The sequence below is a fragment of the Maribacter polysiphoniae genome (assembly GCF_003148665.1).
GTDB classification, from domain to species: Bacteria; Bacteroidota; Bacteroidia; order Flavobacteriales; family Flavobacteriaceae; genus Maribacter_A; species Maribacter_A polysiphoniae.
The window spans coordinates 42,322-67,755 of sequence record NZ_QGGQ01000002.1; the positions used below are offsets into that span (position 1 = coordinate 42,322).

Sequence of the window (25,434 nt, forward strand, 5' to 3'; positions counted from 1 at the left end):
TGCTTCTTACCACTGTTCTTTGTTCGGCAAAGTTTCCTGCTAATATTCCCTTCTTTTTTTCCATTTGAACTTATTTTTCATTTCTGAATTCCACTTTGCCAAATCGGATAACATATTTTCAATTTTACCATTGTCAATCCATCGACCATTTACAAAAACACCATAAATTTTTCGTGTGTTATTTATTTCGATTAATGGATTGGCGTCGAGCAAAACAAGGTCTGCAAATTTCCCGACTTCCACAGTTCCAATGGCATCATCAATTTCTAGCCACGTTGCCGGTAATCTTGTGGCAGCCATTAAAGCTTCTTCATTCGTTAAACCGGCGTCAACCAATAGCGCTAGTTCATCGTGTAATGAAAAACCTGTTACTATGCCTGAAACCCCTGCATCGGTCCCTGCCAATATTGGTACTCCTGCGTCTTTAAAAGCTACAACCATTTCTTTATGGAATGTAATTAGGCTGTCTAAATAATCAATAAACTCCGGACTTGCATGCTTATGGTAATTGTTGGATGTCAACCATTTATCTTGTAGAATAGGATGTACGTACTTTAATGTCTCCATTAGTCGAATCGAATCGAGAGATTGTACCTGGTCCCTTATCTTAACTATAGCAATTAAATTAGGGGTCAACCAGGTATCATTATCTTTTGATAATTGAGCGAAATATTGAGCCTCTTTTTTTGTCTTGGCCTGATTTCTTATTTGTTTGGAAAATTCCTCTGCGTGGGCGACTAAACCAAAATTTGGAACAAAGGCCTTTTCCGTTTGACCCTTAAAAGCATCTGGAATATGTCCCACAACCTTTAATCCCTGTTTTTGGGCCTCATCGACAATAGCCTGAAAAGATTCAATGTTTAATTGGGAATATGCTTTAATGAAGTTGTAACCTTCCGCCTTTACACTTCGTACCGCTTGTCGGGCATCTGAAGCATTATTTACTATTCTTCCACCGTTATTTGGATCTCCCCCATTTATCATAGGTGCTATTGCCATTCGAGGACCTATGACTTTTCCCTTTGCAATTTCATTTCTTTGTCCAAAATGCTCAACTCTTCCCCCAAGTTCAAATATGGTTGTAACACCGTTCGCTATATATGTTGTCATAACATCCTGTGTGTCCATAAAAAATGTAGCACCTTGGGTAGGTGAATTTTCCCTGAAATTCAAATCAGCATTGGTGTGGACGTGCATATCGACAAGACCGGGAATCAACCATTTTCCAGTTCCATCTATAATTTTTGCATTATTTGGAATTGTCCCATTTATTGAAAGTATCTTTTGATCGAGAATTACAACGGTTGCATTTTCAATGATTTTGTTGCTTTTGGTCATTGGAATGACATTCACATTCTTTATGACATAGGTTGCATTCCCTTGTTGTTTGTTTTCTGATTTTGAATTGTGTTGTGCGGTTACATTAAAGCTGAAAACTGCAAAAAGAATCAGCGTCTTTAAGTATTTCATTTTGATTGATGATTTACTTTACAAGACGTTAAGTCCCATTATTTGTTACAGTTTCGGCCTAGATTGTGACTGATCTTTCGGCTATGGGTAATTGGGTTGTTGCGTACTTAACCTGATGCGTACTTGCAATGAAGTATATACGGCTTAGGTTTGATTCCCTTTAAATTGATGGTATAGGCAGCAAGAAGGATTTATTTACCTTTTCCCTCAGTTCTTTGTAGTATACAGTTATTCTCCTTCGAAAAAATCATTATCAAGTTCTTTTACTTCATAGGTAGTTTTAACCTGTACACCAACATTGTAATCATGCATTAAGTCAACTAATTTTGCTCCATCAATTAAAATTATTGAGTGGTGAGCTTCTCTGGCTTTTCTTAAAGCAGCATCATCAAATGATGATGTGGTTATAAAAACTCCCTTACTGGTATCTCCACTCATTGCTCCAATAAAGTTTCGTATATCTTTTTCACGAACTTTATTTTCATTATATCGTTTTGCTTGGGTATATATTTTTTCCAATCCGAGTTTATCTTCATTTATTATCCCATCAATTCCGCCATCATTTGATTTTGAGGTTTCGATAAAATCGCCATAACCCATCTTTTTCAGAAGAATAAGAATTACTTTTTCAAAATAATAAGGGTCAATTTCTTTTAACTTTTCTAAAAGTTCAGTTTTGACTTCGGCTTCAATAGTTGTAAATCCAGAATCAATTAAATCTTGAGGAGAAGAATTTTCCACATCAACTGTTTCTAGAATCACTTCATTTTCTTTTTTAGTTTGAACAGATGCTCTATGATTGATAAAATCAGGATCACTTTGAAGTTCACTTAAAGTCAAATTACCTCTTTCTAAAATTTGTTTTCCTTTATCTGTAATTTGCACAAAGCCTCTTTTCGGGTAAGATAAAAACTTCGCCATTTTGAGATAAGATTTACCCCAAAGTATTCTATCAAGTAAAACGTTTGCCCCAGACCTTGTCTTTTTTTCCAATAGTTCTTTTGGTAAATCCGAATAGTAGTTATCGCGGACTCGAGAAGCTAGTTCACGACTATTTAATGATTCAACAGAATTTAATGTCTCTAAAACTGGCACAAATGTTTGGTGATATTTTGGTAGTTCCATTTAGTTTATTCTAATTATGTACAACTTGTTTATATACGTGTAAAACACATCTTTATATACTTATATTGGCTTTAAACAGTTAGAAAACCCATTGTTTAATTTCCTTTTTCATCTTACCCTAAAGGTTTTTATTCGTCATAAAAACCACTCTAGGTAATGCTTTCCCAAGATAAATATTTTTAAAAAATTAGCGTACTGAAAAGCGTAACGGCAGACACCTTATTTTTCTTAACATTGTTTTCTAACAGAAGAATATCCTTGTTGGGTATTTGTAGGCAAGCGGTCTTTGTTCTACCATGCTTTCAACCCATGTAAGGGCTAACTTATGGTATTCAGATTGCCTTGTGGCGTCCTCCGCGTAACAATGGGAATATAAGTATAAAACGATTACGATACGCGCACCATTAACATTAATTAGAGCCTTTGTAAATTAAGTTTTCCAGATTTATTTCCCCAATTTTTGAAGTCAGCCCAGCATCGGAATACAGTTCCATAATAGGATCCAGTAAATGATAGGTGTATTTTGGAGCATAAATCGTGGGATTCTCGGGTCGGAACCCTTCATAAACGACCTTTACTTTTACCACCATCTGCGGGTTCTTTGTTTTATCGTTTATCAAAGCTTCGGCCGCGGCCGGATCCATTTTAAAAAGTACCTCAGCATTTATATGTTCCACCTGTTGTGTTTTATTCAAGATTTGCTGCCCATAAGGTGTCTTGGGAAGAAACTCAAAAAAATAATTATCCCTCGTACTTCCAAAATCCATACTATAACTAGACCTCCTTTTGGTGGGAAGTTGCACCCAAAATCCATTTTTATCGAAATCATAGGATGCTTTGAACTCCAGCGGAACAACAAATTGAAAATCTTCCGTAGCGTCCTCGAAAAATGTTTGGTTCCATTGCAGTATTTTATCTAAATACTTTTCTACAAATGCCACATATTTTTCGTTCTCGGTAAAATCATCGGCATATTGCCCTCCCCATTTAGATACAATGGGAGCATTACCGGTGCCGTTGCGATCATTCATAAAATATTCCTTTTTCAAGGCATCCGTGCCCATTAAAAATGCAAAATTCATTAGGTATCCCTGTGCCATATTGGATTTTACCTCTTCCTCTACCAAGGGTTTACTAATGGGGGTGAGAGCCGTTCTGTCCATTACCTTAAAATGACCCTTTAGGGTATGCATTCGTGCCAATAACAAAAAAGCATTATAACCCATTTTCATTTTCACTCTTTTCTCATTGACCTCGGGAGTCGACACGGGCATTTTCGGATTGTTGGGCATGGTATAAAAATTACAGGAACCGAATCTTGGGAGCCCCTTAAATTTTTGAACGTAAATATCATGAAACGCCGGATCTGGCGATTTATACACCAAATAATCCGATTCGTTAAAAGTGGTTGTCGATTGCGGTATGGCAGTAGGCGGTACGACTTTGTTTTCATCGGTTTTGACGGTTCCCAATTCCTTTGCCCCCTCCTCTTTCTTTGTTGTATCCTTATTTCCGGTAAAAATATCATCTACCTCTTTATTGGCTTTCTCAGTAAGTTTTTCTTCAGCTTGTTGTTTCAGCTTTTTAAAAAACTGGGCATTGACCCGGGGTGCCATTATAAAGAACAACATTCCCATTACCACCATAATTGTACGACTTTTTCCCATCGATTAGTTTTTAAGATTTGTACTATTAATATCTACCTCTCCCATTTTATCGGTAAGTGCCACGTCCTTATAAATTTCAAGGATCGGACTCTCTAGTTCATATTCCCATTTTACAGAGGTTGTATTGTTGGGCTTGGGGCTTACAAGCACCTTGAACACTACATATACCGGTGACCGAGGAATTAACTTGTAGGTCTTCGCCTTATCGGCATCCATGGGCAGGAATATTTTTTTGCCCTGGTGCCTTATTGCTTTTTCGTTCTCGGTGTAGGGCAAAAAATTGGACTGATGTAGTATGAAGTCCCCTCCAATGGAAAATAGATTCCCTATCCAATACCCCTTTTCCTTAAAATCATATTTTTCGCCCACCAAACCCTTTGCCACATAATAGGCGACCTCGCTATCATTGGTATAAAACGATTGGCTCCAATTTTTAAGGGTATCGAAGTATTCCTTTACAAAGGTGGTATAGCTACGGTTCTGGGCAAATTCATTTGTAGACGTACCGCCCCAATACGAAACATGCATCCTCTCCCCTGCCCGATTATAAAAACTACAGGGTGATGGTGCTTCGGAATCACAAAAATATTCTTTCAATTTGTCCTCCGATAGGGTTTCCCCAGCAAGAATCCTTAAATTATTTTGGGCAAATTCTGAATTCTTTTTGGCAAGGTCGCCTGCCGTATTTTTATGTTTGGTCAATTTAGACCGATCCATATCCTTAAAAGTATCCTCTAAAAATTTCAACTCTAAAAGGGCTTTATAGGCCTTATTGGTAATCAAGGCATTTGATCCACTTTGAAAATTGAGTTCACCATATCTTGGCAAGCCGTTATATGCCTGTATTACAATATCCCTAAAATCTTTGGAAGGTGCCTTGAACCTTAAAACCTCTTGGTCTTGAAGACTTGGGTCTACCTTTTTTACCTGTGTTTCCGTTGGTGTTGTTTTGGTATCGGCCCCTGTTTTTACATTATCGTTTACGGTAGTTTTCGTTTCCCCGCCTAAAAGTTGGTCCGATTTTTCACCGGCGACCTCCACCACCCTATCCTCTACATTCTTTTTTAGTTTTTTAAAAAACTGGGCATGTACGGCGCTTGGTCCCATGAAGCCCATTATGGCAAAAAGTAGTACAAAACGTGCTTTTATATTTTTAATTTTCATCATTGTCTATTATCTGGTTTTGGATACCATGGTGTTTATGTCAATTTCACCAATTCTATTGGTAAGTGCATCATCGGTATAAATTTCAATAAGCGGACTGTTGAGGGTAAAGGTGGTCTTTAGCTGGTCGGCCCTATAGTTTTCCAATCCGTTCAGCTGCCCCGTGACGTCAAAAACTAAAAACAGGTACTGATAGCTTTCCGAAAAGGTCTCCGCTTTTTCAGGGGACATTTTCAACAGGATGGATGAACCGTTGGGATGCACCAATTTTCTTTCCGACGAATTACTGGGCTGAAGGCCGAACCACCTCAACAAAAAGCCGTTGTTACTAAACTCACCGGTACGTAACCAGTAGCCGCCCTCTTTAAAATCGTAGGTGCCCAAATATGTTTTGGCCACGTAATAACCATTAATTTTATTATCGGGATTCAAGGTTTTTGCCCATTCTTGCACCAACGGAAACTTTTCTTTTACAAACGAGGTGTATGCCCTCAACTTTTGAAACTCCGAAGCTCCCCTTCCGCCCCAATACCTTATATTTCTAGGCTCATTGTAATAACCCTCTTTAGGGAATACCCTGCCACAATCCTCTTCTTTTGTATTGCAGAAAAATTGGATCGCCTGTTCGGTGGTGCAAAGGGCATTCGCCAGGTTGAGCACGTGCTGCTGTGCGGTGTAGGATTTCTGCTCCTTGTCGTACATGTTAGGTGTACGTACGGTGAAAAAGTCTTTATCCATCGCCGCGAACATATCTTCTTTGAACCGTATCTTTAAAAGTTCGGTAAAGGCATGCCTACTGGCATTGTTATGACTGAATCTTTTATCCATTTCAAAATAGGACGCTTCGTTGTTCTTTACGTAACTACCATCCGATTTGATATAATATCCATCTTGGAGGCCAAACCGAAGTTTGCCCTTGTGGGTCTGTAGCGACAGGTCTATAAAACTTGAGGAAGGGGCGGCAAAAACTTTTTCTTCCCCTTGTCCCCAAACCGAAAAATGTACTACTAGCGGTATTAGAATGATTAGGAACTGTTTCATAATTTAATTGGTTAGGTCTGCCAGAGACAAAGTTTTAAAGTGTTGTGTCAGTGCCTCGTCCGTATACAATTCCAAATCGGCACTTTCGTGGGAGTAATTAAATTCTATGGCCTTAGAGACTGACTCCATGGGCTTGTTAGACCGTTGTAACTTTATTTTTTTTACCGCATACAAGCGTTTTATGCCTTCTTTTTGAAATCGTTCTGCCGTTTGTTCATCTATGTGAAGTAAAAATTTCAGGGTCTTACTCCTATCTACCGAGTTTTGAAGTGCCTCCTCGAACGGTTTCTCCGGTTTAAAGACCACTTGTTTTCCGATGCCCTGCTTTAAGGAAAAAATGTTGTTGAGTATTAAAGAATGGTATGCGGTATATCCCTTTTTATCAAAATCATAATTACTGCCAATATTCAGCATAGAAACGTGGTAGCCGACCAGTTCATCGTCTTCCATTACATTTTTGCTCCAATCTAAAAGTGGATCTAAACAGTTGTCTACAAAAGATGTATAATTACGAAGCCGTTCAAATTCGTTCTTGCCTTGGTTGGCATTCTTACATTCATCTGCCAAGCATAGGTTAGGTGCCACCTGACTCCGTAAAAACCGCTGTAAGAAGGCGGAATTGGATTCTTTTTCGGACATATTGGAGGTCAATGTGGTTAACCGCTCCCGATCAAGATCTTCCATAAACGGCTGTAAATATTTTAAGCTGACCAATAGCGAAAGATTATTTTTGCCCGTAGTTACGAGCTTGTTTTTCTCCATACGTTCGGGGGTTTTGGCACCACGAACCGGTCTAACCGTTCGCATCCCCTGTCTTTGCCCACCAGTTTGTTCCCGATACATATTCGGAACCCCAAAACGTGGCAAGCCCTTATGGGCCTGTAATGTGATGGAAGCAAACTTATCGGAAGGTGCTTGGTAAACGACCGTTTCTTTACCACCCGTAGACTGTGCATTACCGGAAAGCACTCCCAAAAAACACAAAACAATCAACAAACATGACCTTACCATAACTTTTCCCTTTATATTTTTAATCCCAAGTAATGGTCCCATCCATGGTTAAAATGGTATCATCATCGGTGTTGATTACCGTAGTACCATCAAAAGTGACGCTCTTGCCCTCAAAATCAATTGCGAATCCAGCGCCACAGGCAGTAAAAAAGTTTAGATAGGGCGAAGTACAGGCATGCCTGTACTCTTCACCATCTTTTACGATGGTCATGGAAATACTTTTGTCGATATCAGCTGAACCTCCGGTAGAAAAATCCGCGGCCACGATAACAAATCCATTTTGGTCGTCGTCATAAACAAGTTCGTCATCGACCACAGAAATATTCTCCGACAAGAGTATCACAGATTTATCGGTTCCTGTAAGGGAGGCATTTGCAACCTCAATATTTCCAACGGATAACGAGGTTCCCAATTCCGATGTTTCATCTCCTGACAATGTAATATTGCCACGTGACTGGTAGGAAGCAGCTCCCTCTTCACTGCCGTCATCAGACCCACAACCAAAAATGAGGAACAAGGTTGAACAGTACAGTAAATTTTTAATATTGTTTTTCATTCAGTTACGTAATAATGTGGTTTAATTATACCTAAACTATCAATTACAACCGGTTCGTGCCATAACCAATTATTCTACGTATTGATTTTTCGCTTTACCGTGGCATTTGTTCTGATATTCGTAAAAACTGGTGTAACAGCCGATTAATAGAACAAAAAGTTTAAATTTGAAAACAACCAACCTTATAGCATGTCCCGACCAACTCAAAAAAAGTATTGTTTTTTACTTATCTTTTTGGTACATTTTTTAGGTACTTCCCAGATAAACAAACTTGACTCCTTAAAGAACGAGTTAAAAGCCAACACCTCAAAAGATACTATAAGAGCGGGCCTGCTCATTGAGTTAGCGAGTGAATTGACCTATTCTGAACCCAATAAGGGATTTTCATTGATCGAAGAGGCCCTTGCAATTTCTAAAAAAAATACATGGATTAAAGGTGAGGCCTTGGCCCAACGCCAAAAAGGGAATTTACATTATGTTTTAGCGGATAATTTAAATGCCATGGACGCCTATCAAAAGGCTTTGGTGCTTAGCAGAAAAATACCGGACAAACAACTAGAAGCCAGTGTTTTAAGTAATCTAGGGAATATCCATGCCGATTTAAAGGAATACGACCAAGCCCTACAAAATTACCGTGCCTATTTGGAAACATCACGGACATTGGGCAACAGAGCGGAAGAAATCAAGGCACTTTCCAATATCGCCATTATCTACAATGACACTGAAAATTTTGAAGAGGGTGTATCTTACTTGAACAAGGCTCTAACATTGGCCAAGGAAGAGGGAAACGATTTGTTCATAGCGGCCATTACCAACAATTTAGCCTTGGCGTATAAAAATTTGGGGGAGCACCAAAAGGCTCTTTTCCACTATCAAGAAGCTATGGCCATGGCCCAAAAAATAGGCAATAAATATATTGAGGCATCCGCTCTGAACAGTATAGGTAAAATAAACTTACTGCTGAAAAACTATGCGGTAGCGGAAACATATGCCAGCAATGCGCTCTCCCTTTCCAAAGAAATCGGGGCCGTGGAGTGGGAAGCTGATTCCTGGGAGGTATTGAGTAAGGTTTATGAGCAAAATGGTAAAATGCCCGAGGCACTGAATGCATACAAAAAACATATACAATTAAGGGACAGTGTACTAAATGAAGAAAAGAAATCGGAATTGACCCGTAAGGAAATGCAGTTTCAGATGGAGCGTCAGCAAGCGGTGGCCAACGAAGAAATTAAACGGCAGCAACTGGCGAAAATTATTTATTTGATAGGGGCCATTTTCTTTGTGTTGATGGCCATGTTCGGTTATTATATCTACAAACGTAGACGGGATGCGCTGGAAAAAAAGAAAACCGCCGAATTCAACGCCAAGGTATCGGAGACGGAACTTAAGGCCTTACGGTCCCAAATGAACCCTCATTTTATTTTTAACTCCCTCAACTCCATAAGTGATTTCATTTCTAAAAATGATATTCGGCAAGCAGATGACTACTTGGTCAAATTCTCCAAGCTCACACGAGCCATTTTAGAAAACTCAGAAAAAAAATCGATCACTTTAAGCGAGGATCTTGAACTAATGGAACTATATATGCAGATAGAGACCATACGCCTACAAAATAAGCTGCACCATCAAATTACGATTGATCAAGATATTGAGCCAAATAACACCCTGGTTCCCCCATTAATTTTACAGCCCTTTATCGAAAATAGCATTTGGCACGGTATCGCCCCTAAAAATGGAGATGGCCACATAGACATTAAAATCGAAAAAGAGGGGGATATGCTTAAATATGTTGTGGATGACAATGGTGTAGGACAATCTAAAAAGAATGTTCGTGGGAAAAAATCGAATGGATCTTTTGGCATTAAGATCACAAAAAGTCGAATTGATATTCTGAGTCATATAAAAAACAAAAAAGGATCTGTTAATTTGATGGATAAACCCGAAGGGGTTCGCGTGGAAATAACACTTCCTTTAGAACTTCAATTTTAAGAAAAGCATGTTAAAAGCATTAATAGTTGACGATGAGCAACACTGCATTGATCGCCTGGAAAGGTTGTTACGATCCAGTACGTACAATATAAAAATTATAGCTTATTGTAAAACAATTGATGAGGCCATAAAGGAAATTGCCAGCCGTACTCCAGATATTCTATTTTTGGATGTACAATTAGGAAACGGGACCGGTTTTGACCTTCTTTCACAATTGGACCATATAGATTTCGAAGTGATTTTCACCACATCCTATGACAAATATGCACTAAAGGCCTTTAAGTTTTCTGCCTTGGATTATCTATTAAAACCTATAGACAATACTGACCTCGACAATGCCCTCCAAAAGTTACGGCAACAAAAAAACCTGAAAGAAACATCACAAAAAATAGATATCCTATTTCATAATTTTAAAGAGAGCAACCCGTCCTCTAAAAGAATCGCTATTCCTACGGTGGCGGGTTTTACAATGTTGGACACAAAACAAATCATAAGGTTTCAATCGGATGCAAACTACACCCATATCCATACCTTGTCCAACAAAAAGATAACCGCATCAAAAACCATCAAGTATTTTGAGGATATTCTTGATGATAATACGTTTTTTAGAGTCCATAAATCCCACTTGGTCAACTTAGACTATATAGAAGCCTACACTAAAGGAAAAGGAGGGCACATAACCTTGTCGGATAAAACCAGAATAGAAGTTGCCGTAAGAAGAAAGGACGAACTGATACAAAAACTAAGGGCCTAGCACCCCATTTAGAAAAGAACTACACCCTTTAATCCCATATTTCAGGTCTATCAATTTTCATTGCCCTTAAATAGGAAAGGAACTGTCCTGCGTGAACCGATTCATGATATCCGATCCGTAGTAAATATTTTCCAAGGGTTTTCCTATCTCCATTCCCAGGGTGAACGATTTCAGTTTCGTTTAATTCCGTATCCGAAAATCGTCGAACACTTTCTAAAAATGTATTTCTATAGGGTTCAGCAAATTCAAGTTCGTCAGCAACGCTAATGAATGGTCGATTTTTCCAAGGCGTTTTATAATTTGTCATATCCCCTTGATTAATAATGATATTCCAGCCATAATCAGCCTCCAAAACGTGCCTTATCATTTCTATGGCAGTCATTGCTTTTTCGTCAGGTTTCCAATTATAATAGCTCTCAGGAAGTACATTCCAAAGTTTTATGCTTCTTCTCCTTATCTCTTTAAAATTTAAAATTATGAGTTCGGATTGGGTCATTTTCTTTGTTTTCGAGAATATCGTTTTACATTACAGCCATTGGTAAGTATAAGAACAGTAGCCGACTTAGCAGCACTTTCCCGTCAAATCACATAACGATTAAAACGGGCTATACCCCCCAAATTCAGTACTGTTTCAGCTATTATTTCCATATATAGTGCCTGTTAAATTAAGAAAAAAAGTGCGTTTTGGATCTTGCCGATCGGGAAAGGAATCGCAACTTTAGGTATGCAGGGAAAAAAGGTGGTTTAAGGCTAAGAACAAAATAATAAGTAACTATAGCGAACTGGACTAGAGCTTTTCATAGGATGCGTTGTTGTAACACGTTTTTATTTTCTCTTTTCTATATTCTCGATATAGTGTCTTTTCTTGTGTTCTCTATCCAACTCAACCATTATAAGGTCAATTAATTCTTTTAAGTGTTCAATATTGTATTCTTCAAACAGCCGATTGTAATGAGTATGGTCATTACCTAACCAAGTCGCTCTGTCAAGAATATCTTTCAAGTCGCCCGTGAAAAATTCATTTATAACAGCCGAAAGCCATTGTCCAAGTATTTTGTCCTTTTTGTCAGGATTATTATGAATCGCCCAATCTTTTACTAAGTACTCTATTGACTTCCGAAATCCCATACCTGCAATTTCACCGTGTCCATTTGATTCAGCTTCAAGACTTTGAAGGTAGGTTTTAATAAACTTTGATTTTTCTTCCTTTTCCGTGCCAATTGATTGGCCGTCTTTCAAAGTTGCAATAGGTTCCGGCCAAATTGGTCCTTTAGGAAGTCCATTTAGATTTCTTTCGAGTTTAAATTGACCGTTTCCCCCATCAATATGGGACACTGCAAAGACTTTTCTGCACTGATTATAATTGCATCTCCAAACAGAAATTAATTTATCGGTTTGGTTGTCAAAATGAGCGAATAATTGATGTGGTTCATTTGCTACATGACAATGAGGACAAATGTTTGGATTTTCTGCATATGTAGAATTGCCTTGGTTTGAATTATTTTTTCTGAAGTTCATATTTAAATGTATTACAACTTGTTTATATGCCTGTAAAACACATCCTTATACACCCAAAGGGGTATAAATCCGATGCAACGAATCATCGTTTATCTAAATCTCCCCTACATACTTTTAGTCCCTCTTAGGTACTACCAACCGTACGGTCAGGAAAATGGCTGGCCCACATTTAGGACCCATTTTCACACCCTCAAATTAATTAAATTTAATGAAATGCCTTTACAGAAAAGCGTAATGGCGTATATAAATGATAGTCTTTGTCCTGCTTTTTACTAAAGCACTATCCTCTTCTTGTGTTGTTTATCCCAAAACACTACCGCATCTTCCGTACAGGGCCTGTGCCCGTGTATGGGATACTGGTATAGCGTAGACTGCTGGAATCCTGTACATATGAAATAAGCGAATGCTCGTTCCTTATTTCATTATCAAAAAGGAACGATTCCTATTTCGTACAAATCACCAGAATGAAAAAACCCCGACGTTTCCCGTCAGGGTTTGTTCTTTTTAAGCGTTGAAGGTAATGTTTATATGCAATAAAATGGGGGTAAAGAACGGCTCCCCCAATAAAAAAACACTTAGCCCCTCAACTTCGTATCCAAGGCAAAGCTATTCCTGTCTATATGTTGTATGAGATACGCAAAGAAAGCCACATGGATGAATTGAGGCACCAATGCCCCCCAATTCTCAATCAACGTTGAGCCGAATATGAGCAAAATCATTATTATGGCCGCCACGATGGAGGCTATACGCGTAAACAAGCCCAAAACAAGAAGTATTCCCAATACAAACTCCACTATAGGCAAAGCATAACTGAAGGGCAACACCAGGATATCAGGAAGTATGGAATTTTCAAATGTTTTGAGCATCCAGGCACTGAATCCCTGCAATTTGGGAAGACGAACCAGTCCGTGCCCCAACATACTTACCCCAACGGCCACTCTTAAAATCAGATATGCGATCTGTGTATTCATAAATTCAAAAAATTAAAATCATTGACTTGGTAAAAAAACTAAATCCCTTAGGCAAAAAATTTAATCTATGGCTGATGAACTATTTAACATGCTGACCATAGATTCTTATCCGTTCCTATAAGTTTTCCTTTAAAAATGCCGTCAAATCGGAAGGTTCGGCCCTGTTTCTATAATCAGCATCCAAAAACGCATAACCTATTTTCCCGTCTTCATTGATGATATAGGTTGCCGCCAAGGGCAATTCATGCGAATCATCGCCATTATAGCTGCTCATTCCAAACGATGCTTCATACATTTTCGCAACATCATCGGTGAGTTTAAAAACGATTCCATAAGATCTTGCGATTTCATTCCCCACATCGCTTAAAACCTCAAACTGAAGGTTATGCTTTTCCACAGTGTCCATCGATTTATCGGGCAACTCCGGCGTCAGGGCTATCAAATTCGCGCCGTTGGCCTTAAAACCGGGCACTTCACGTTGCAATTGTTGTAAGGTCAAATTGCAATAGGGGCACCATCCTCCCCGATACCAGGTCAAGACCACTTTCCCTTTCTTTAAGTAATCGCTTAATGCCACCGGTTTACCCAAAGCATTGTTGAGTTTAAAATCGGGAGCGATCTCCCCTACTTGTTTGGCTTTGTCGAGTACTCCACTTTCCCCTACAGAAACTATACCTGCTTTGAAGACCGTTTTTTTGTGGTTATCGGCATTCATTTCAAAGTTCGCCTTCTTCTCCTCCAAAAGCCATTTAAGACTTGCTGGACTATCTTGGTTATCTCCCATACTATTTAAAATCTTCTTTTGTCAAACCGTTATTTAACTTAATATTCGACCAAGTAACCTTGACCCAAGGAGCATCGCTGACATCGGCATTCCAAGTGGATTTTTTATACAAACGCTTTGTCGGCAATAACATCCCATCCACTTCCTCATATTGAAGCTTCATTAAATTGGGGGTTTCCAAAACCCCAAAATCGGCTACCGTAAAAAGGAACTGGTCTACCAACCCTGTTTTTTTATTGATATAAAGCTGATAGGTATCGGTTGGTTTATCGTCTTTTGAATTGAAAGTGATCTTTACGACATCGTAGCGTATTCCTTCTATCGTTTCTTCCTTAAGGTATTCATAGTTGATTCCTGGATCCAATAATTTTTGCATCATAGTGAACCAATAAAAATTGGTAGGTCTGTTGAACGCGACCCTTTTTAAATATTTTTCATCATTTAAGGCAACACCATTGTGTTTTAACCAATACGTACTCCCATCAAAACCTTGCTCAATCAATCCTTCAAGATTGGGTAACGTTCTTTCATGTCGTTCATAGGCCCCGTAGGACAACTCCCCCTTAAACAGATATTTTTCCGTCGTGACATCCGTTTTGCCATCCGGTGTTTGGTAGGTATAGGTGTATACCACATCCTTTTTAGCGCGAAGACTTTTGTAATCCCCAACTTTTTGCACCATATCGTAAACGAGCTGTTGCCCTTTATTTTCGAATACCGGTGAAGTGACACTTTCTTTCGCTTCTGTTGCGGTAACCGTTTTTGTTTTTTTACCATCATTACAGGACACGATCATACATGCAAGAAGGATTACCGTTAAGAATTTAATTTTCATAGACTTTGTTTTTGATTGTTTGGTTGTTGTTTTTATTATCACCAGTGAATTAAACCATGGCCCCGTTTGCACCAATGACCTGGCCGGAAATCCATTTTGAATCATCGCTGGCCATGAACAGTACTACTTTGGCGATATCCAAGGGTTTCGCCAATCGGTTAAAAGCGTTCATCGCACCTAGCCGCTCAATGAAATCGGGCGATTTACCATTTAAAAACAGTTCTGTTTCAGTTGGACCGGGAGCTATGGCATTTACAGAAATGCCCCTCCCGATTTCCTTGGAGAATACACGGGTCATCTGCTCAACGGCCGCCTTGGATGCCGAATAGAGCGCGTACGTCGGAAACATCAACTTTACCGTGCTTGACGATACGTTTATAATGTTGCCATTGTCGACCAATTTGCCATGTGCCTCCTGTAAGGTATTGAAAACACCCCGCACATTGATCTCAAACTGCCGGGTAAAATCATCCTGGGTATTGTCCTTGATCGCTTTGGATATCATTATACCCGCATTGTTAACAAGCACATCGACTTTTCCATAGCGTGCTATGGCTTCATCAAACAATTGGGTTACCTCTTGCCGGTTGCTTACATCGGCTTTGACACAAAAAGCCGTACCCCCATCTTTCAAAATTTCCGCTACGGTTGCCTTAGCCTCGACCTCACTATGGGAATGGTTCACGACTACCTTGGCTCCATTTTTCGCCAAGAGCAAGGCGATTTCCTTCCCTATCCCCCGGGAAGAACCCGTTACTATGATTACTTTGTTTTTCAACTCCATCCCAATTCTATTTTTTTGATTTTTTAGATTGATTTTCAATTGCACGTGTTCAAGCCTCTTTTATGAACCACCTTTATTCCATGTCGACCAGCAGATTCCCTATCCTAGGAAAGCAATACTATTGCATAAAACATTCTATAAAGTATGTTTAATATCCTTACGATGCGCTGATCTGTTTGATGTACAATGAAAGTCCTGAGATATATTCATCCAGAATCAAATCATTGTCGTATAATTTACGCAGTCCACGCACCCCTTCGAAGGCACTTATCAAATAAACCGCAACCGATTTACTGCAGATATCCTTCCTAACACTACCCTCGGTTTTTCCCCTATCCAGCACATACACCAGGGCGGACTTCCATTCCTCAATGATCCGTTTCAAGGCGTTTTGATAGGCAAATTCCTGATCCCCAATCTCATTGATAAAATTATTGGCAGGACAACCATGCTGTTTTTCATATACCGTGAAGGACTTTAACCGTACGGAGAAAATGGTTTTCAATATTTCCAAAGCATCCCCGGAACCATATAAAGGTGCCACCATAGCCTCGTAGACCCTTTTCTGCAACTTCAAACCAATGACGGCAAGTCCCAATGCTTTCTTATTTTCAAAATGATGGTAAAAAGCACCTTTGGTCAGGTTGGTCGCCTTCATTATCTTATCCACGCTCGTGGTCTTAAAGCCATTTTCATAAAATAGCTTAAACGATTCGTTTAAAATTAATTGCCGGGTAAGTTCTGACTTCAACCTTTGATCCATGGACCAAAAATATAAATTATATACTAGGTAGTATGTTTTTTTAAGAAAGGATTATGATTTTCCCATGAATGCAGGAAAGCTTGTCCCTTAAGCTGTATAAAAGAGAAACCAACAAAGTACCCGAAATATGATTTTGTTAAACAGGGAAGAAGAATGAAACCTTATTCGTATCGACCATAAGGTTACCTAACCATCAAACAAGGAAATTGTCGTCCAGGTATTTCTGGAACTTTGGTTTGTATTGCTCACTGATGGGAATATAAATATTCTTGTCAAAAACAATACGGTTACGCTCGACTACAGAGATTTTATCGAGATTTACGATATAGGATCGATGCACCCTCATAAAATGGTCTGTGGATAGAAAGCTTTCCATCTTTTTCATACTCATTAAGGCCATGATGGGCTTTTCGGTTTGCAGATGGATACGCAAATATTCCCGCATGCCTTCAATATATTTAATATCGGCTAGGTTGATGCGTAATATTTTATATTCCGACTTAATAAAGAGAAACTTATCGTTACTATGCACTTCGGTATTCCCTCCTTCTTTAGGCTGTATCCGATCCTTTGCCTTTACCGCCGCCTTTAAAAATTCGTTATAGCCAATGGGTTTCAACAAATAATCAATAGCATCGACACGAAAACCCTCAATCGCATACTCACTATAGGCCGTCGTGAAAATCACCTTGGGCGGATTGGTCAAGGATTTAACAAAATCCATTCCACTTAAATCGGGCATATTGATATCAACGAACATCAGATCCACCTCATTATCCTGTAAGAATGAAATCGCCTGTAAAGCACTCTCAAACTGATTTTCCAAAACAAGAAATGGTGTTTTACCTATATAGCTTGCGATTTGTTTTAATGCCAAGGGTTCATCGTCTATTGCGATACATCGGATCATAAAGGAATATTAAGGTTTATAACGTATTTATCATCGGTTTCCGTAATGGCAAGGTCATAGTCCTTTTTGTAAAGGAGGTCCAATCGCTTTCGAATATTCTCGATACCAATGCCCGAAGAACCTTCTGCTTTTTTGGAGTGGTTACTGTTCTCGATCCTAAATTGCAACTGGTCTTCCGTAAAGGACATCGCGATATGTATAAACGATTCCTTATCATAGCTTATCCCATGCTTAAAAGCGTTCTCCAACAAAGAGGTAAACAATAAGGGTGGAATTGATTTCTTTGGGATGGATTGGGGAATATCGACCTTAATGACCACCTTATCGGTAAATCGCAAACGCATGAGTTCAATATAACTCTTTATAAATTCGACCTCCTTGGTTATGGGTGTCACCTTTTCTTCCGAGTCATACAGCAGATGCCGCATTAAATAGGAAAGTTTAATGATCGACAACTTGGCCTCTTCTGAATCAATATCCACCAAGGCATGGATATTATTCAATGTATTCATGAAAAAATGCGGACTCACCTGGTTCCTTAAAAAAGCCAACTGATTTTCGACATTTTCCTTTTGCAACTTGATTTTTTCCTGTTCCAGACTTGCCCAACGCATGGACAACTGCAACCCAGCATCAAAACCTAGCAAGAGTATCGACAACATTAGAAAATTGGCATAGGCCGGAATCGGACCTTGGGAATTACGCCCTTTTGGAATGGGACGTGGAACCTGACCTTCAAAAGTATCCCTTGCCCTATTTTCGGTAAACCGATCCATCTTTCTTTCAATCCTATCATGCGGTGGCGGAGGAGGCAATACTTGTGAATTCACCCTATCGTTAATGGAGTAAATGACGAATGTCCCCACCAGAATCAATATAAAAATAGCACTAAAATAAGCGGCCTTTTTCCCTTTGAAAAACAACAAAGGCATCAATAGAAAACGATGGACCAAAAAAAGCGCCAGTAACGCCACATGGTTTCTCCAAATATCAAAAACATGAACCCAATTGATTTCTTCCTCAAACTGGCCAAACAATAAAGGGGACGCGAACAGGACGACCCAAAAGGCAAGGATTATCACGGGTTCAAAAAGATCTTTTCGTTTTAGGAACCCCTTATTTTTGTAATTATCACTCATGTATTCTGTACTGTTTTTCGAAGATACTGAATTCATATTGGTAACATATGATTGCATTCGGTAAATCTTATCGCGTTTTATTATTCTTGGTTCTTCACCCTATTTCAATCGGTTTGAGGTGTTTACCCCCAACCACAATCCATGGACAGGGAATACTACTAGGTCGGCCATTGACCAAAAGGTTGTTTTTCAAACTGCATGGTACCATCTTCCCCTTTAAAGATATTGATCCAAGCCTGCCAGTTTTCATCATCCATTTCAGGGTAATCCAATCGATAATGGCTACACCTACTCTCTTTACGCATCAATGATGCCTTCAATTTCATCTCGGCGCTTATGATCATATTGGCAGTTTCATGAACCAACCGCAATTCATGTAAGTTGGATGCGCACATCTTATCCATATGGTGATCCCGCAATTCCTCTATATACGCCAATGCCCCCTTCATTAAGTTTTCTTTTTTAATGTAAAGGATAAAATTGGGAATCATGATGCCTTGTAAGGTCTGGGTTACCCATGCCGGACTATACCCTGCCTCCCTTTTTAAAGGGGTCAGAATTTCTTCTTGGATCCCATCGATTTTAGAATCGGATATTTTAACATCCTTTACACCCTTACTGTATCTTGCAGCAGCTTCCCCTGCAACCCCACCTTGGACTGCCGATCCTGCCAAAGACGAACCGATTTGGGTATAAATTGCTCCGGACATATAAGAACCCAAGGCATCACCGGCGGCAAAAAGCCCTGGAATGTTCGATTCACATTGATCGTTTATAGGCACCAACCCTTCCGATTTATGGATTGCCATTCCTGCCGAAGAGCCTCCTACTACACTACCACCCATCCCTGGAGGGCCGCCACCTTCTTTTGGAGGTTTACCCCCAGCTGGTGGTTTACCTTCCCCTCTAGGAGGCCTACCCTCTTCCGATTGGGGTCCAGGCTTTCGCTCTGTATTGTTTCTTTTAAATTCCTCAGGGGTGTATGGTCCACCGGTAATAACCTTATTATCAACCGCTCCCGGATGCCCCATTTTTACCGAATTACCACTTACATAAGCCATATAGTTCAGGTCGACTCCCAAATCATGATGTACCTCAACACTTACCGTACTTGGCTTTTGTTCAAACATATTACCCCAACCATCATAACAGGCGGCGGCATTTTCCGCTTTCCCTGGGTGACCATCGTTCCATTCCTTGCCGGTAACTTTCGCCCCAATATTATAGGCCATTATGGTACCGTCATGGGTAAGGTCCCCGATGGGGAAGCCATTAGGTTTAAATCCGCCAGCCCCAGTACATAGTATGACACTTTTTGCCTCATAGACAATCACTTTTTGCTCATCGATGCTAAAACCGGCCGCCCCGACAATCTTTTCCTCCTCTTTGATCAGATGGGTTACTACGATACGTTCTTGAACCGGTATATTCCGTTCTTCCATAGGTTTACTGAAACTTTTGTTATAAAGCGCCGAGTCGAAAAATCCCCATGACCTTAGCTCGTTTACACGATCCAATGAGTGTTCGGCCATTTGTCTCGTATACACCTCATTATTACTGCCCAAGGCCGAACGGGAAACTTGGGCAACGAATTCATCAATGCCCAATTTTTCTTTTTCAGGATCATATGCGAATATTCCTTTTGCAAAAGGGGTTTGACCCGAAGAGCCTAGTCTGCCTTTCGAAACCATCATCACCTTTGCTCCCGTATCATGGGCTTTTACGGCCGCGAACAAACCTGCCATACCGCTGCCTATTACCAATACATCCGTACTGAATTTATCCAAGCCCAACGCCTCAACGTCAATTTCCGGACTATTTTCTGACCACCCCAGGGGTAACCCCATGGAAGCCAATGCAACAGCTCCGGCCGCACCACCTGCCAAGGCAATGAAGTTGCGTCGTGATATACTCTTATTCTCTTTTGAACTAGACATTTTTGATCGTTTTTCGTGTAGGTTTAACTAAATATGTTCGTAACAAATAGAAGATGCCACATGCCCCTGCAATCACGTAGAACATCGTGAATGCACTATTGCTATGGCGCCCCAAGGTAATGACATGCCAGGTAGCGGCAACGATGAAAACCACAGTCAAATAAGCGTGAAAGGTTCTCCAGGTCTTATATTTCAAATGCAGCTTAAACCTAAAAAACGAAGTGACCATAATCACCAACATTACCGTATAGGCCACCAAACCAAAAACAAGTCCAATAGTATTGAAAGTGGTTATCAATCGTATAAAGGCATCCTTGGGAGACACCGCATCGTCCAAGAATTTGGGAACGATGATAAAAAACGGATGCAGCATGATAACACTTATAAATACATACCCTATGAACTTGTGTATTTTCAATACGTATGACATCTTTACCTTCTTCACCAATCCCCTGTTCGTTCTCGCCAAAAAGAATTGTGCCAATAGCAGACTAAAGGCTAAAATGGTCAACAGGGAAAGTGAATCCATAAGTAAGGATCGTTTGGGGAAATCCCCCAAAAACCATAACAACAACGGTATACCGATAAACGCTATACCCAGTGACAACAACTTGAATATTTTTCTTTCTTTTTGCATGACTAACCCCATGAAACGATTACTGGAATGGTTTTTTCCGGAGTAAGCGTAATCGCGTCGACCGGACAATACAACCGACATAAATGACATATTTGGCAATCCTCAGGAAAGGTAATTACCGCCTTTTTGGTTTTTGGATCTAACCGAATAACATCGGTAGGGCAACTCTTAATGCACTCTTCACACCCTATACATCCGTTTATACTTTCAATGGCCATTATTAAGCGCTTTTACAATTTCTATATCAAAGTAACAGCACTTCCGTTCCAATTGAAAAAGGAATCGACAGACCATGGGACTTTCTCAACCAAATGGCAAATCACAACAACAAAGGAATCTTGGACGATGTAATGAATATGGATAGGGATTTAAAAGGGGATCCAACTTAAGGGTATTCCCCAATCGTCATTATTGACGCTTGTAGACCAGAACAGGGCCTTTATACGGGGTTGATTTTTTATTGGTATAATAACGAAGTACAAAAAACAGCACTAGTGTAAACACCAATAACACACTTACATACAGGAGATGCCCCATATTCCAGGGAAATCCATCGGAAAGTATATATTTTCCATCCCTATGGACAATGCGCGTTGAAAATTCATTTTCAGCATTCAATATGCTGCTCACATTTCCTTTTTCACTAAAAAAGCCCGTTATATTTTGTTGGGACCCGTTTTCCTCAAAAACGTTCAGTTTTACGGATAATTCATCAAAATCGCGAGGAATGCCTTTGAGAACAAACCGGACCTCAGCCTGCCGGCTTCCCAAACGGGCGTCTACAGGTAAAAGTTCTACCGGGAAATCATCCGCTACCAAGTGGATATGGGTATTTAAATATTGGAAATACTTTTCTTTATATACCGCAATGGACAGCATCGATATATCCTCGGTACCGTAGTATTTTTTCAGCACCTCATAGGTCCCAAGCTGTGAAGCGGATATATCCATAAACCAATCATTCCCGATTCTTTCAAAAATAATCGATGATGTATAAGGATTAAAGGCCTTGGCACTGGACATACCAAGCACCAAAGCCATTATTAAAACAAATCTATTTACATTTCCCATATCATTCCCCTACACGATTCTATCCTTGCAATCAACTTGCTTCATATAAGCGTACTCCCTACTTTTATTTCCTTAGACCTAGCCTAGGTTCCATTTAAGACATAAACACCAATAAAACCGTTAGTACGACACCTACAATGGAAACATAAACCCCTTCTTTCAAGGTCTTGGTTTTCGGTTTGAACATAAAAAACGAAGACACGACAAAGAAGAACAATGACACCCCGAAAAATATGTTCAACCAAAACAAGGGTTGATTCGTACTTGCCTTGTGCAATTGATTCAGTTTCCGCAATACCGCAGGTAATTCCTTTGCTGTGTATTTTACATCACCCGTCGCACTATTGTAGGTGCCATGATCAAAATACTGCATATCCCCTTCTACTTTGGAAATTCTCAAATTTTTCAAATGCAACGCTCTCCCCAATTGTTCGGAAGACATTGCGGTCCCCACTTTTTTCTCGATCGTTTGTTCACTTTTCAAAAAATTGGTCTCCCGGAATATGAGAATAATTCCACTAAAGGCATACACTGCCATAATACCTGCCAAGAAAAAACCTAAATAGCGATGGACAATACGCATATAAAAGTTCATTGATTTTTTACCCTTCATCATTTTTCGTTTAAAACTCCCTCTTTAGACTGCCTTAATCCCTAATGGTTTAAAGCAGTCTGTTGGAATTTTATACTTTTTTTTCCTGATATTATATTGTAATGGAACCTTTAATTGGACAAATAGCCATTTGCTGCGGATGCCCGACTTGAAGCATGTGATTTAAGTGTTGAAATGGCCGAATAAAAAGAACTACTATTATATAAAAATGAGTATCCGCTCACCTCAGAGGTCGCATAGGGTTCCACTAAACTTGCGTACGTATCATAAACCCCCTGTATATAGCTTGTCTCAAAAGGGCCGTCTATAACCGCCTGTACATAGGCGTCGTATTTGGCCTTATAAACCTCATCTTGATATAAGTAACCGATCAATGGCCAGGTAGCACTGGACAGATCGGAGAAATCAAGGTTTAAGGAACCTCCTTGTTTCCCATCTTGTAAGGCCTCATTATTATCCCATGGAATCCAAGTGAGCAAATTATTGTCCGGGTTATTGTACAAATAATAATTATGTTCCATTCTTCCGTAGGTATCCCAATTTTGGATAACCGTATTTACGGCCAAGTAATTCAAGAACGTGTCCACATCGAATACAGCTTCCAGATTGGTTCTCCACGTTTCTGGCTCGGTAGTCCTAGTATCCGAATGCAGTGCGGAAAACAGGCTTTCAATATCACTCCAATCCGCCTCATCCTCATTGGTCTTTTTCTCGAAACCTTCCTCATTGAAAGTTCCTTCGGCAAAACTAGCGCCGTAATCCTCAGGCTTATAAAGATTGCCATCATCACTGGAGAATAGGGTATCGATCAACGTATCGTCAACTTCCTCTACCAAGGTGTACAATCCAAAATACTCAGGACCATCACCGTGATCCACATATAGGGTGTAAAAACCGGTGTTAGAAACCGCCAAACCGGAATTCTTAAATACTTCGGCGGCGACTTTTTCCCTTAAAAAAGAGCTGTCATCATAATTGTTCTTTAAGCTCAACTTTTTAAAACCATAAAAACGTTGGTTCTTTATTTGCGGATAATCGTCCTCGAACTCATCAAAATCCATTTTGAATGCCAGTTTCAAGATACCGGCTTGCCAAGCACTCTGCAAACTCGAATTTCCTTTAAACCGCAATCCTACCTTATACCATTCCTTACCGTTGTAGAACACTGATCCAGGTACAAAGACAGGGTCTTCATCAGAAAAACTAGTTCCGCCACCGGCCATACCTCCCCCAGGACCACTATTGGTACCTCCAAAGGTTCCATACAGATTCGTCATATCGGCCATCATAGCTTCCCAATTCCCTTCTGAAATAACAAAATCGAGCCGCTTAACCTCTGAATCATCAAAGACCTCATCAAAATCAGGATCGGCATCCTTGCTATGTGTCTCGGTGGTCCAATCCACCGGTTCAAAATCGGCGTCATCCAAAGTCACCGTAGCATCTGTCCCGGATGTTGTCGTATCTTCAGAATCATCAATGGTATCGGTATCATCCGAACAATTAATAAATAAAAAGGATACCAATACCGCCAGACTTGTAAATATTGATTTTTTCAAGATAAATTTTTTCATGGTTTTTTATTTATACTTTTTTTGTACCGGCAAATCAACCCATTCTTTGTTACAGAAGGAAAAAGATTCAACGAATCAGGGGATTTCATCTACCAATAATAAAACTGCTTCTACAAAATAACTGTCATTCTACCGTTGTTGATTTACCCACAACCGTAAAGCTTTTATATAGGGTTCCTGATGAATAGGTGCCATTTTCATATACTCCGTTTGATTCGGTACCGGTTGAACTGCCTCCCAAATAAATATTGCAAGTTCCTGTTTTAAGATCCGATGAAGAGAATACGATCGATTTGTAATTTTTTTCCGGTGCGAAGGTCTAATTAGTTTCCCCAGAACTGTTTTCAATATGGAATAGGCTTCCTGCAGATTGGGTTGATAGGTTTCTTGTTTTTATTTTACTTGTTTTTTATGGTATATGTGTATTTTAATCCGATTATATGTGTTGTTTCAGGCAAATCGACATTCAATTCTTTTTCCATTCGATAGAACAAACCGATTTTCCCATACTTCCTTATTTTATAGTCGGTTCCTAAGGTGAGTCTATATTTACTGAAACCATTGTCGTCACCTTCCTCAAAGTGGTTGAATATTTCCGCGGAAAACTCCGGATCTAACTTCCAATTCTTAAAATCATATTCCACCGAAGTTTTAAAACGAATATTCTGATTCGCATAATCACCTTCGGAATTGTCCACACCCAATTCATTCTTATTTTGATAACGTAACCGATATTTCAGTGAAAGGGCATTTATTTTATGCTTGTATGTTGCATCGACATGAAATCGGAAGTGATTTTCATATCCTTGTATGTTACCTTTATTATCATTATCCCTGATATATCGGAGACCACCACCGATATCGAAACTTTTTGAAATGGAATATTCGGCATCAAGTTCTGTGAAATACTCGCTTATTTCCGAAATATTTTCATCCAATCGCAATTGTTCCTCCAACCCAAACGACCATTTTTTGTTCAATTTGTATTTGAGGCCAATGGATGTCCAACTTTCAAGATCATCGGTATCCCCGCTTTGGGCGAAACATGAAGTTCCTATCATTAAAGCGGCCATCCATACCATATAGCCCGATCGCAACCTGTTGATTGATTTCATATTTTT

General features: G+C 39.6%; 25 protein-coding genes. 2 read left to right on the top strand and 23 right to left on the bottom strand.

What is annotated here, in order from left to right; translation table 11 throughout:
- Positions 1–39 precede the first annotated feature (39 nt).
- The 7 genes from LX92_RS04495 to LX92_RS04525 form a co-directional block, all read right to left on the bottom strand.
- Entirely contained in the window at positions 40–1,470 is a 1,431-nt protein-coding gene (locus LX92_RS04495) for an amidohydrolase family protein (protein WP_109649108.1), read from the bottom strand.
- Between the two features lie 228 nt (positions 1,471–1,698).
- A complete protein-coding gene (locus LX92_RS04500) occupies positions 1,699–2,595 on the bottom strand; it encodes a restriction endonuclease (RefSeq protein ID WP_109649109.1) in 897 nt (298 codons plus the stop codon).
- Between the two features lie 410 nt (positions 2,596–3,005).
- Positions 3,006–4,262 carry a hypothetical protein gene (locus LX92_RS04505; RefSeq protein WP_109649110.1) on the bottom strand — a complete coding sequence of 419 codons (1,257 nt, stop codon included), beginning with the start codon at positions 4,260–4,262 and terminating at the stop codon, positions 3,006–3,008.
- Positions 4,263–4,265: 3 nt separating this feature from the next.
- Positions 4,266–5,429, bottom strand: a complete 1,164-nt coding sequence (locus LX92_RS04510; protein WP_146197794.1) for a hypothetical protein — start codon at positions 5,427–5,429, stop codon at positions 4,266–4,268.
- Positions 5,430–5,435: 6 nt separating this feature from the next.
- The gene (locus LX92_RS04515) at positions 5,436–6,467 is read right to left on the bottom strand and encodes a hypothetical protein (protein ID WP_109649112.1); all 1,032 of its coding nucleotides are present in this window, start codon (positions 6,465–6,467) and stop codon (positions 5,436–5,438) included.
- A 3-nt stretch (positions 6,468–6,470) separates the two neighbouring features.
- Positions 6,471–7,478: a hypothetical protein gene (locus LX92_RS04520; protein WP_146197795.1), complete on the bottom strand. Its 1,008-nt coding sequence runs from the start codon at positions 7,476–7,478 to the stop codon at positions 6,471–6,473.
- Between the two features lie 19 nt (positions 7,479–7,497).
- Positions 7,498–8,034 (bottom strand): hypothetical protein, encoded by a 537-nt coding sequence (locus tag LX92_RS04525; protein ID WP_109649114.1) that lies wholly within the window; start codon positions 8,032–8,034, stop codon positions 7,498–7,500.
- 234 nt (positions 8,035–8,268) lie between these two features.
- On the opposite strand from LX92_RS04525, the gene LX92_RS04530 reads away from it, so the two are divergent.
- Positions 8,269–10,023, top strand: coding sequence for a tetratricopeptide repeat protein (locus tag LX92_RS04530; RefSeq protein ID WP_170117791.1), 1,755 nt, complete (start codon positions 8,269–8,271; stop codon positions 10,021–10,023).
- Between the two features lie 7 nt (positions 10,024–10,030).
- Positions 10,031–10,777 (top strand): LytR/AlgR family response regulator transcription factor, encoded by a 747-nt coding sequence (locus tag LX92_RS04535; protein WP_109649116.1) that lies wholly within the window; start codon positions 10,031–10,033, stop codon positions 10,775–10,777.
- 28 nt (positions 10,778–10,805) lie between these two features.
- Here the strand turns inward: LX92_RS04535 and LX92_RS04540 are convergent, their stop codons facing one another.
- The 16 genes from LX92_RS04540 to LX92_RS04615 all read right to left on the bottom strand — a co-directional run bounded on the left by LX92_RS04540 (position 10,806) and on the right by LX92_RS04615 (position 25,428).
- Positions 10,806–11,273 carry a DinB family protein gene (locus tag LX92_RS04540; protein ID WP_109649117.1) on the bottom strand — a complete coding sequence of 156 codons (468 nt, stop codon included), beginning with the start codon at positions 11,271–11,273 and terminating at the stop codon, positions 10,806–10,808.
- Positions 11,274–11,602: 329 nt separating this feature from the next.
- Positions 11,603–12,295 carry a DUF4145 domain-containing protein gene (locus LX92_RS04545; RefSeq protein WP_109649118.1) on the bottom strand — a complete coding sequence of 231 codons (693 nt, stop codon included), beginning with the start codon at positions 12,293–12,295 and terminating at the stop codon, positions 11,603–11,605.
- A gap of 575 nt (positions 12,296–12,870) precedes the next feature.
- On the bottom strand, positions 12,871–13,266 hold the full coding sequence (locus LX92_RS04550; RefSeq protein WP_109649119.1) for a DoxX family membrane protein: 396 nt from the start codon (positions 13,264–13,266) through the stop codon (positions 12,871–12,873).
- 115 nt (positions 13,267–13,381) lie between these two features.
- Positions 13,382–14,050 (bottom strand): peroxiredoxin-like family protein, encoded by a 669-nt coding sequence (locus LX92_RS04555; protein WP_109649120.1) that lies wholly within the window; start codon positions 14,048–14,050, stop codon positions 13,382–13,384.
- 1 nt (position 14,051) lies between these two features.
- On the bottom strand, positions 14,052–14,885 hold the full coding sequence (locus LX92_RS04560; protein ID WP_109649633.1) for a DUF6503 family protein: 834 nt from the start codon (positions 14,883–14,885) through the stop codon (positions 14,052–14,054).
- Positions 14,886–14,934: 49 nt separating this feature from the next.
- Positions 14,935–15,669: an SDR family oxidoreductase gene (locus LX92_RS04565; protein ID WP_109649121.1), complete on the bottom strand. Its 735-nt coding sequence runs from the start codon at positions 15,667–15,669 to the stop codon at positions 14,935–14,937.
- Between the two features lie 157 nt (positions 15,670–15,826).
- Complete coding sequence (locus LX92_RS04570) at positions 15,827–16,432, bottom strand: TetR/AcrR family transcriptional regulator (protein ID WP_109649122.1); 606 nt, start codon at positions 16,430–16,432, stop codon at positions 15,827–15,829.
- A 193-nt stretch (positions 16,433–16,625) separates the two neighbouring features.
- A complete protein-coding gene (locus tag LX92_RS04575) occupies positions 16,626–17,342 on the bottom strand; it encodes a LytR/AlgR family response regulator transcription factor (protein WP_109649123.1) in 717 nt (238 codons plus the stop codon).
- Positions 17,339–18,517, bottom strand: coding sequence for a sensor histidine kinase (locus tag LX92_RS04580; protein WP_170117792.1), 1,179 nt, complete (start codon positions 18,515–18,517; stop codon positions 17,339–17,341). The genes LX92_RS04575 and LX92_RS04580 overlap by 4 nt, the downstream gene beginning before the upstream one ends.
- Positions 18,518–18,639: 122 nt before the next feature.
- Positions 18,640–20,418 (bottom strand): FAD-dependent oxidoreductase, encoded by a 1,779-nt coding sequence (locus tag LX92_RS04585; RefSeq protein WP_109649125.1) that lies wholly within the window; start codon positions 20,416–20,418, stop codon positions 18,640–18,642.
- Positions 20,411–21,136 (bottom strand): ferric reductase-like transmembrane domain-containing protein, encoded by a 726-nt coding sequence (locus tag LX92_RS04590; protein ID WP_223308256.1) that lies wholly within the window; start codon positions 21,134–21,136, stop codon positions 20,411–20,413. Before LX92_RS04590 ends, LX92_RS04585 begins: the two co-directional genes overlap by 8 nt.
- A complete protein-coding gene (locus tag LX92_RS23040; protein ID WP_109649127.1) occupies positions 21,058–21,273 on the bottom strand; it encodes a 4Fe-4S dicluster domain-containing protein in 216 nt (71 codons plus the stop codon). Before LX92_RS23040 ends, LX92_RS04590 begins: the two co-directional genes overlap by 79 nt.
- Positions 21,274–21,463: 190 nt before the next feature.
- Positions 21,464–22,096 (bottom strand): hypothetical protein, encoded by a 633-nt coding sequence (locus LX92_RS04600; protein WP_146197796.1) that lies wholly within the window; start codon positions 22,094–22,096, stop codon positions 21,464–21,466.
- 124 nt (positions 22,097–22,220) lie between these two features.
- Positions 22,221–22,742 (bottom strand): hypothetical protein, encoded by a 522-nt coding sequence (locus tag LX92_RS04605; RefSeq protein ID WP_317047051.1) that lies wholly within the window; start codon positions 22,740–22,742, stop codon positions 22,221–22,223.
- Positions 22,743–22,849: 107 nt separating this feature from the next.
- Positions 22,850–24,313 (bottom strand): CotH kinase family protein, encoded by a 1,464-nt coding sequence (locus LX92_RS04610; RefSeq protein ID WP_109649130.1) that lies wholly within the window; start codon positions 24,311–24,313, stop codon positions 22,850–22,852.
- 398 nt (positions 24,314–24,711) lie between these two features.
- A complete protein-coding gene (locus LX92_RS04615) occupies positions 24,712–25,428 on the bottom strand; it encodes a DUF2490 domain-containing protein (protein WP_109649131.1) in 717 nt (238 codons plus the stop codon).
- Positions 25,429–25,434: the final 6 nt, after the last annotated feature.

What these genes read in the sequence shown, in the direction of transcription:
- LX92_RS04560 (WP_109649633.1), bottom strand. Translation starts at nt 14,885, where the DNA reads ATGAAAATTAAATTCTTAACGGTAATCCTTCTTGCATGTATGATCGTG.
- LX92_RS23040 (WP_109649127.1), bottom strand. Translation starts at nt 21,273, where the DNA reads ATGGCCATTGAAAGTATAAACGGATGTATAGGGTGTGAAGAGTGCATT.
- LX92_RS04535 (WP_109649116.1), top strand. Translation starts at nt 10,031, where the DNA reads ATGTTAAAAGCATTAATAGTTGACGATGAGCAACACTGCATTGATCGC.
- LX92_RS04545 (WP_109649118.1), bottom strand. Translation starts at nt 12,295, where the DNA reads ATGAACTTCAGAAAAAATAATTCAAACCAAGGCAATTCTACATATGCA.
- LX92_RS04590 (WP_223308256.1), bottom strand. Translation starts at nt 21,136, where the DNA reads ATGTCGGTTGTATTGTCCGGTCGACGCGATTACGCTTACTCCGGAAAA.
- LX92_RS04510 (WP_146197794.1), bottom strand. Translation starts at nt 5,429, where the DNA reads ATGATGAAAATTAAAAATATAAAAGCACGTTTTGTACTACTTTTTGCC.
- LX92_RS04550 (WP_109649119.1), bottom strand. Translation starts at nt 13,266, where the DNA reads ATGAATACACAGATCGCATATCTGATTTTAAGAGTGGCCGTTGGGGTA.
- LX92_RS04585 (WP_109649125.1), bottom strand. Translation starts at nt 20,418, where the DNA reads ATGTCTAGTTCAAAAGAGAATAAGAGTATATCACGACGCAACTTCATT.
- LX92_RS04515 (WP_109649112.1), bottom strand. Translation starts at nt 6,467, where the DNA reads ATGAAACAGTTCCTAATCATTCTAATACCGCTAGTAGTACATTTTTCG.
- LX92_RS04500 (WP_109649109.1), bottom strand. Translation starts at nt 2,595, where the DNA reads ATGGAACTACCAAAATATCACCAAACATTTGTGCCAGTTTTAGAGACA.
- LX92_RS04525 (WP_109649114.1), bottom strand. Translation starts at nt 8,034, where the DNA reads ATGAAAAACAATATTAAAAATTTACTGTACTGTTCAACCTTGTTCCTC.
- LX92_RS04615 (WP_109649131.1), bottom strand. Translation starts at nt 25,428, where the DNA reads ATGAAATCAATCAACAGGTTGCGATCGGGCTATATGGTATGGATGGCC.
- LX92_RS04580 (WP_170117792.1), bottom strand. Translation starts at nt 18,517, where the DNA reads ATGAATTCAGTATCTTCGAAAAACAGTACAGAATACATGAGTGATAAT.
- LX92_RS04505 (WP_109649110.1), bottom strand. Translation starts at nt 4,262, where the DNA reads ATGGGAAAAAGTCGTACAATTATGGTGGTAATGGGAATGTTGTTCTTT.
- LX92_RS04600 (WP_146197796.1), bottom strand. Translation starts at nt 22,096, where the DNA reads ATGGCTTTGGTGCTTGGTATGTCCAGTGCCAAGGCCTTTAATCCTTAT.
- LX92_RS04520 (WP_146197795.1), bottom strand. Translation starts at nt 7,478, where the DNA reads ATGGTAAGGTCATGTTTGTTGATTGTTTTGTGTTTTTTGGGAGTGCTT.
- LX92_RS04575 (WP_109649123.1), bottom strand. Translation starts at nt 17,342, where the DNA reads ATGATCCGATGTATCGCAATAGACGATGAACCCTTGGCATTAAAACAA.
- LX92_RS04565 (WP_109649121.1), bottom strand. Translation starts at nt 15,669, where the DNA reads ATGGAGTTGAAAAACAAAGTAATCATAGTAACGGGTTCTTCCCGGGGG.
- LX92_RS04605 (WP_317047051.1), bottom strand. Translation starts at nt 22,742, where the DNA reads ATGATGAAGGGTAAAAAATCAATGAACTTTTATATGCGTATTGTCCAT.
- LX92_RS04555 (WP_109649120.1), bottom strand. Translation starts at nt 14,050, where the DNA reads ATGGGAGATAACCAAGATAGTCCAGCAAGTCTTAAATGGCTTTTGGAG.
- LX92_RS04570 (WP_109649122.1), bottom strand. Translation starts at nt 16,432, where the DNA reads ATGGATCAAAGGTTGAAGTCAGAACTTACCCGGCAATTAATTTTAAAC.
- LX92_RS04540 (WP_109649117.1), bottom strand. Translation starts at nt 11,273, where the DNA reads ATGACCCAATCCGAACTCATAATTTTAAATTTTAAAGAGATAAGGAGA.
- LX92_RS04610 (WP_109649130.1), bottom strand. Translation starts at nt 24,313, where the DNA reads ATGAAAAAATTTATCTTGAAAAAATCAATATTTACAAGTCTGGCGGTA.
- LX92_RS04495 (WP_109649108.1), bottom strand. Translation starts at nt 1,470, where the DNA reads ATGAAATACTTAAAGACGCTGATTCTTTTTGCAGTTTTCAGCTTTAAT.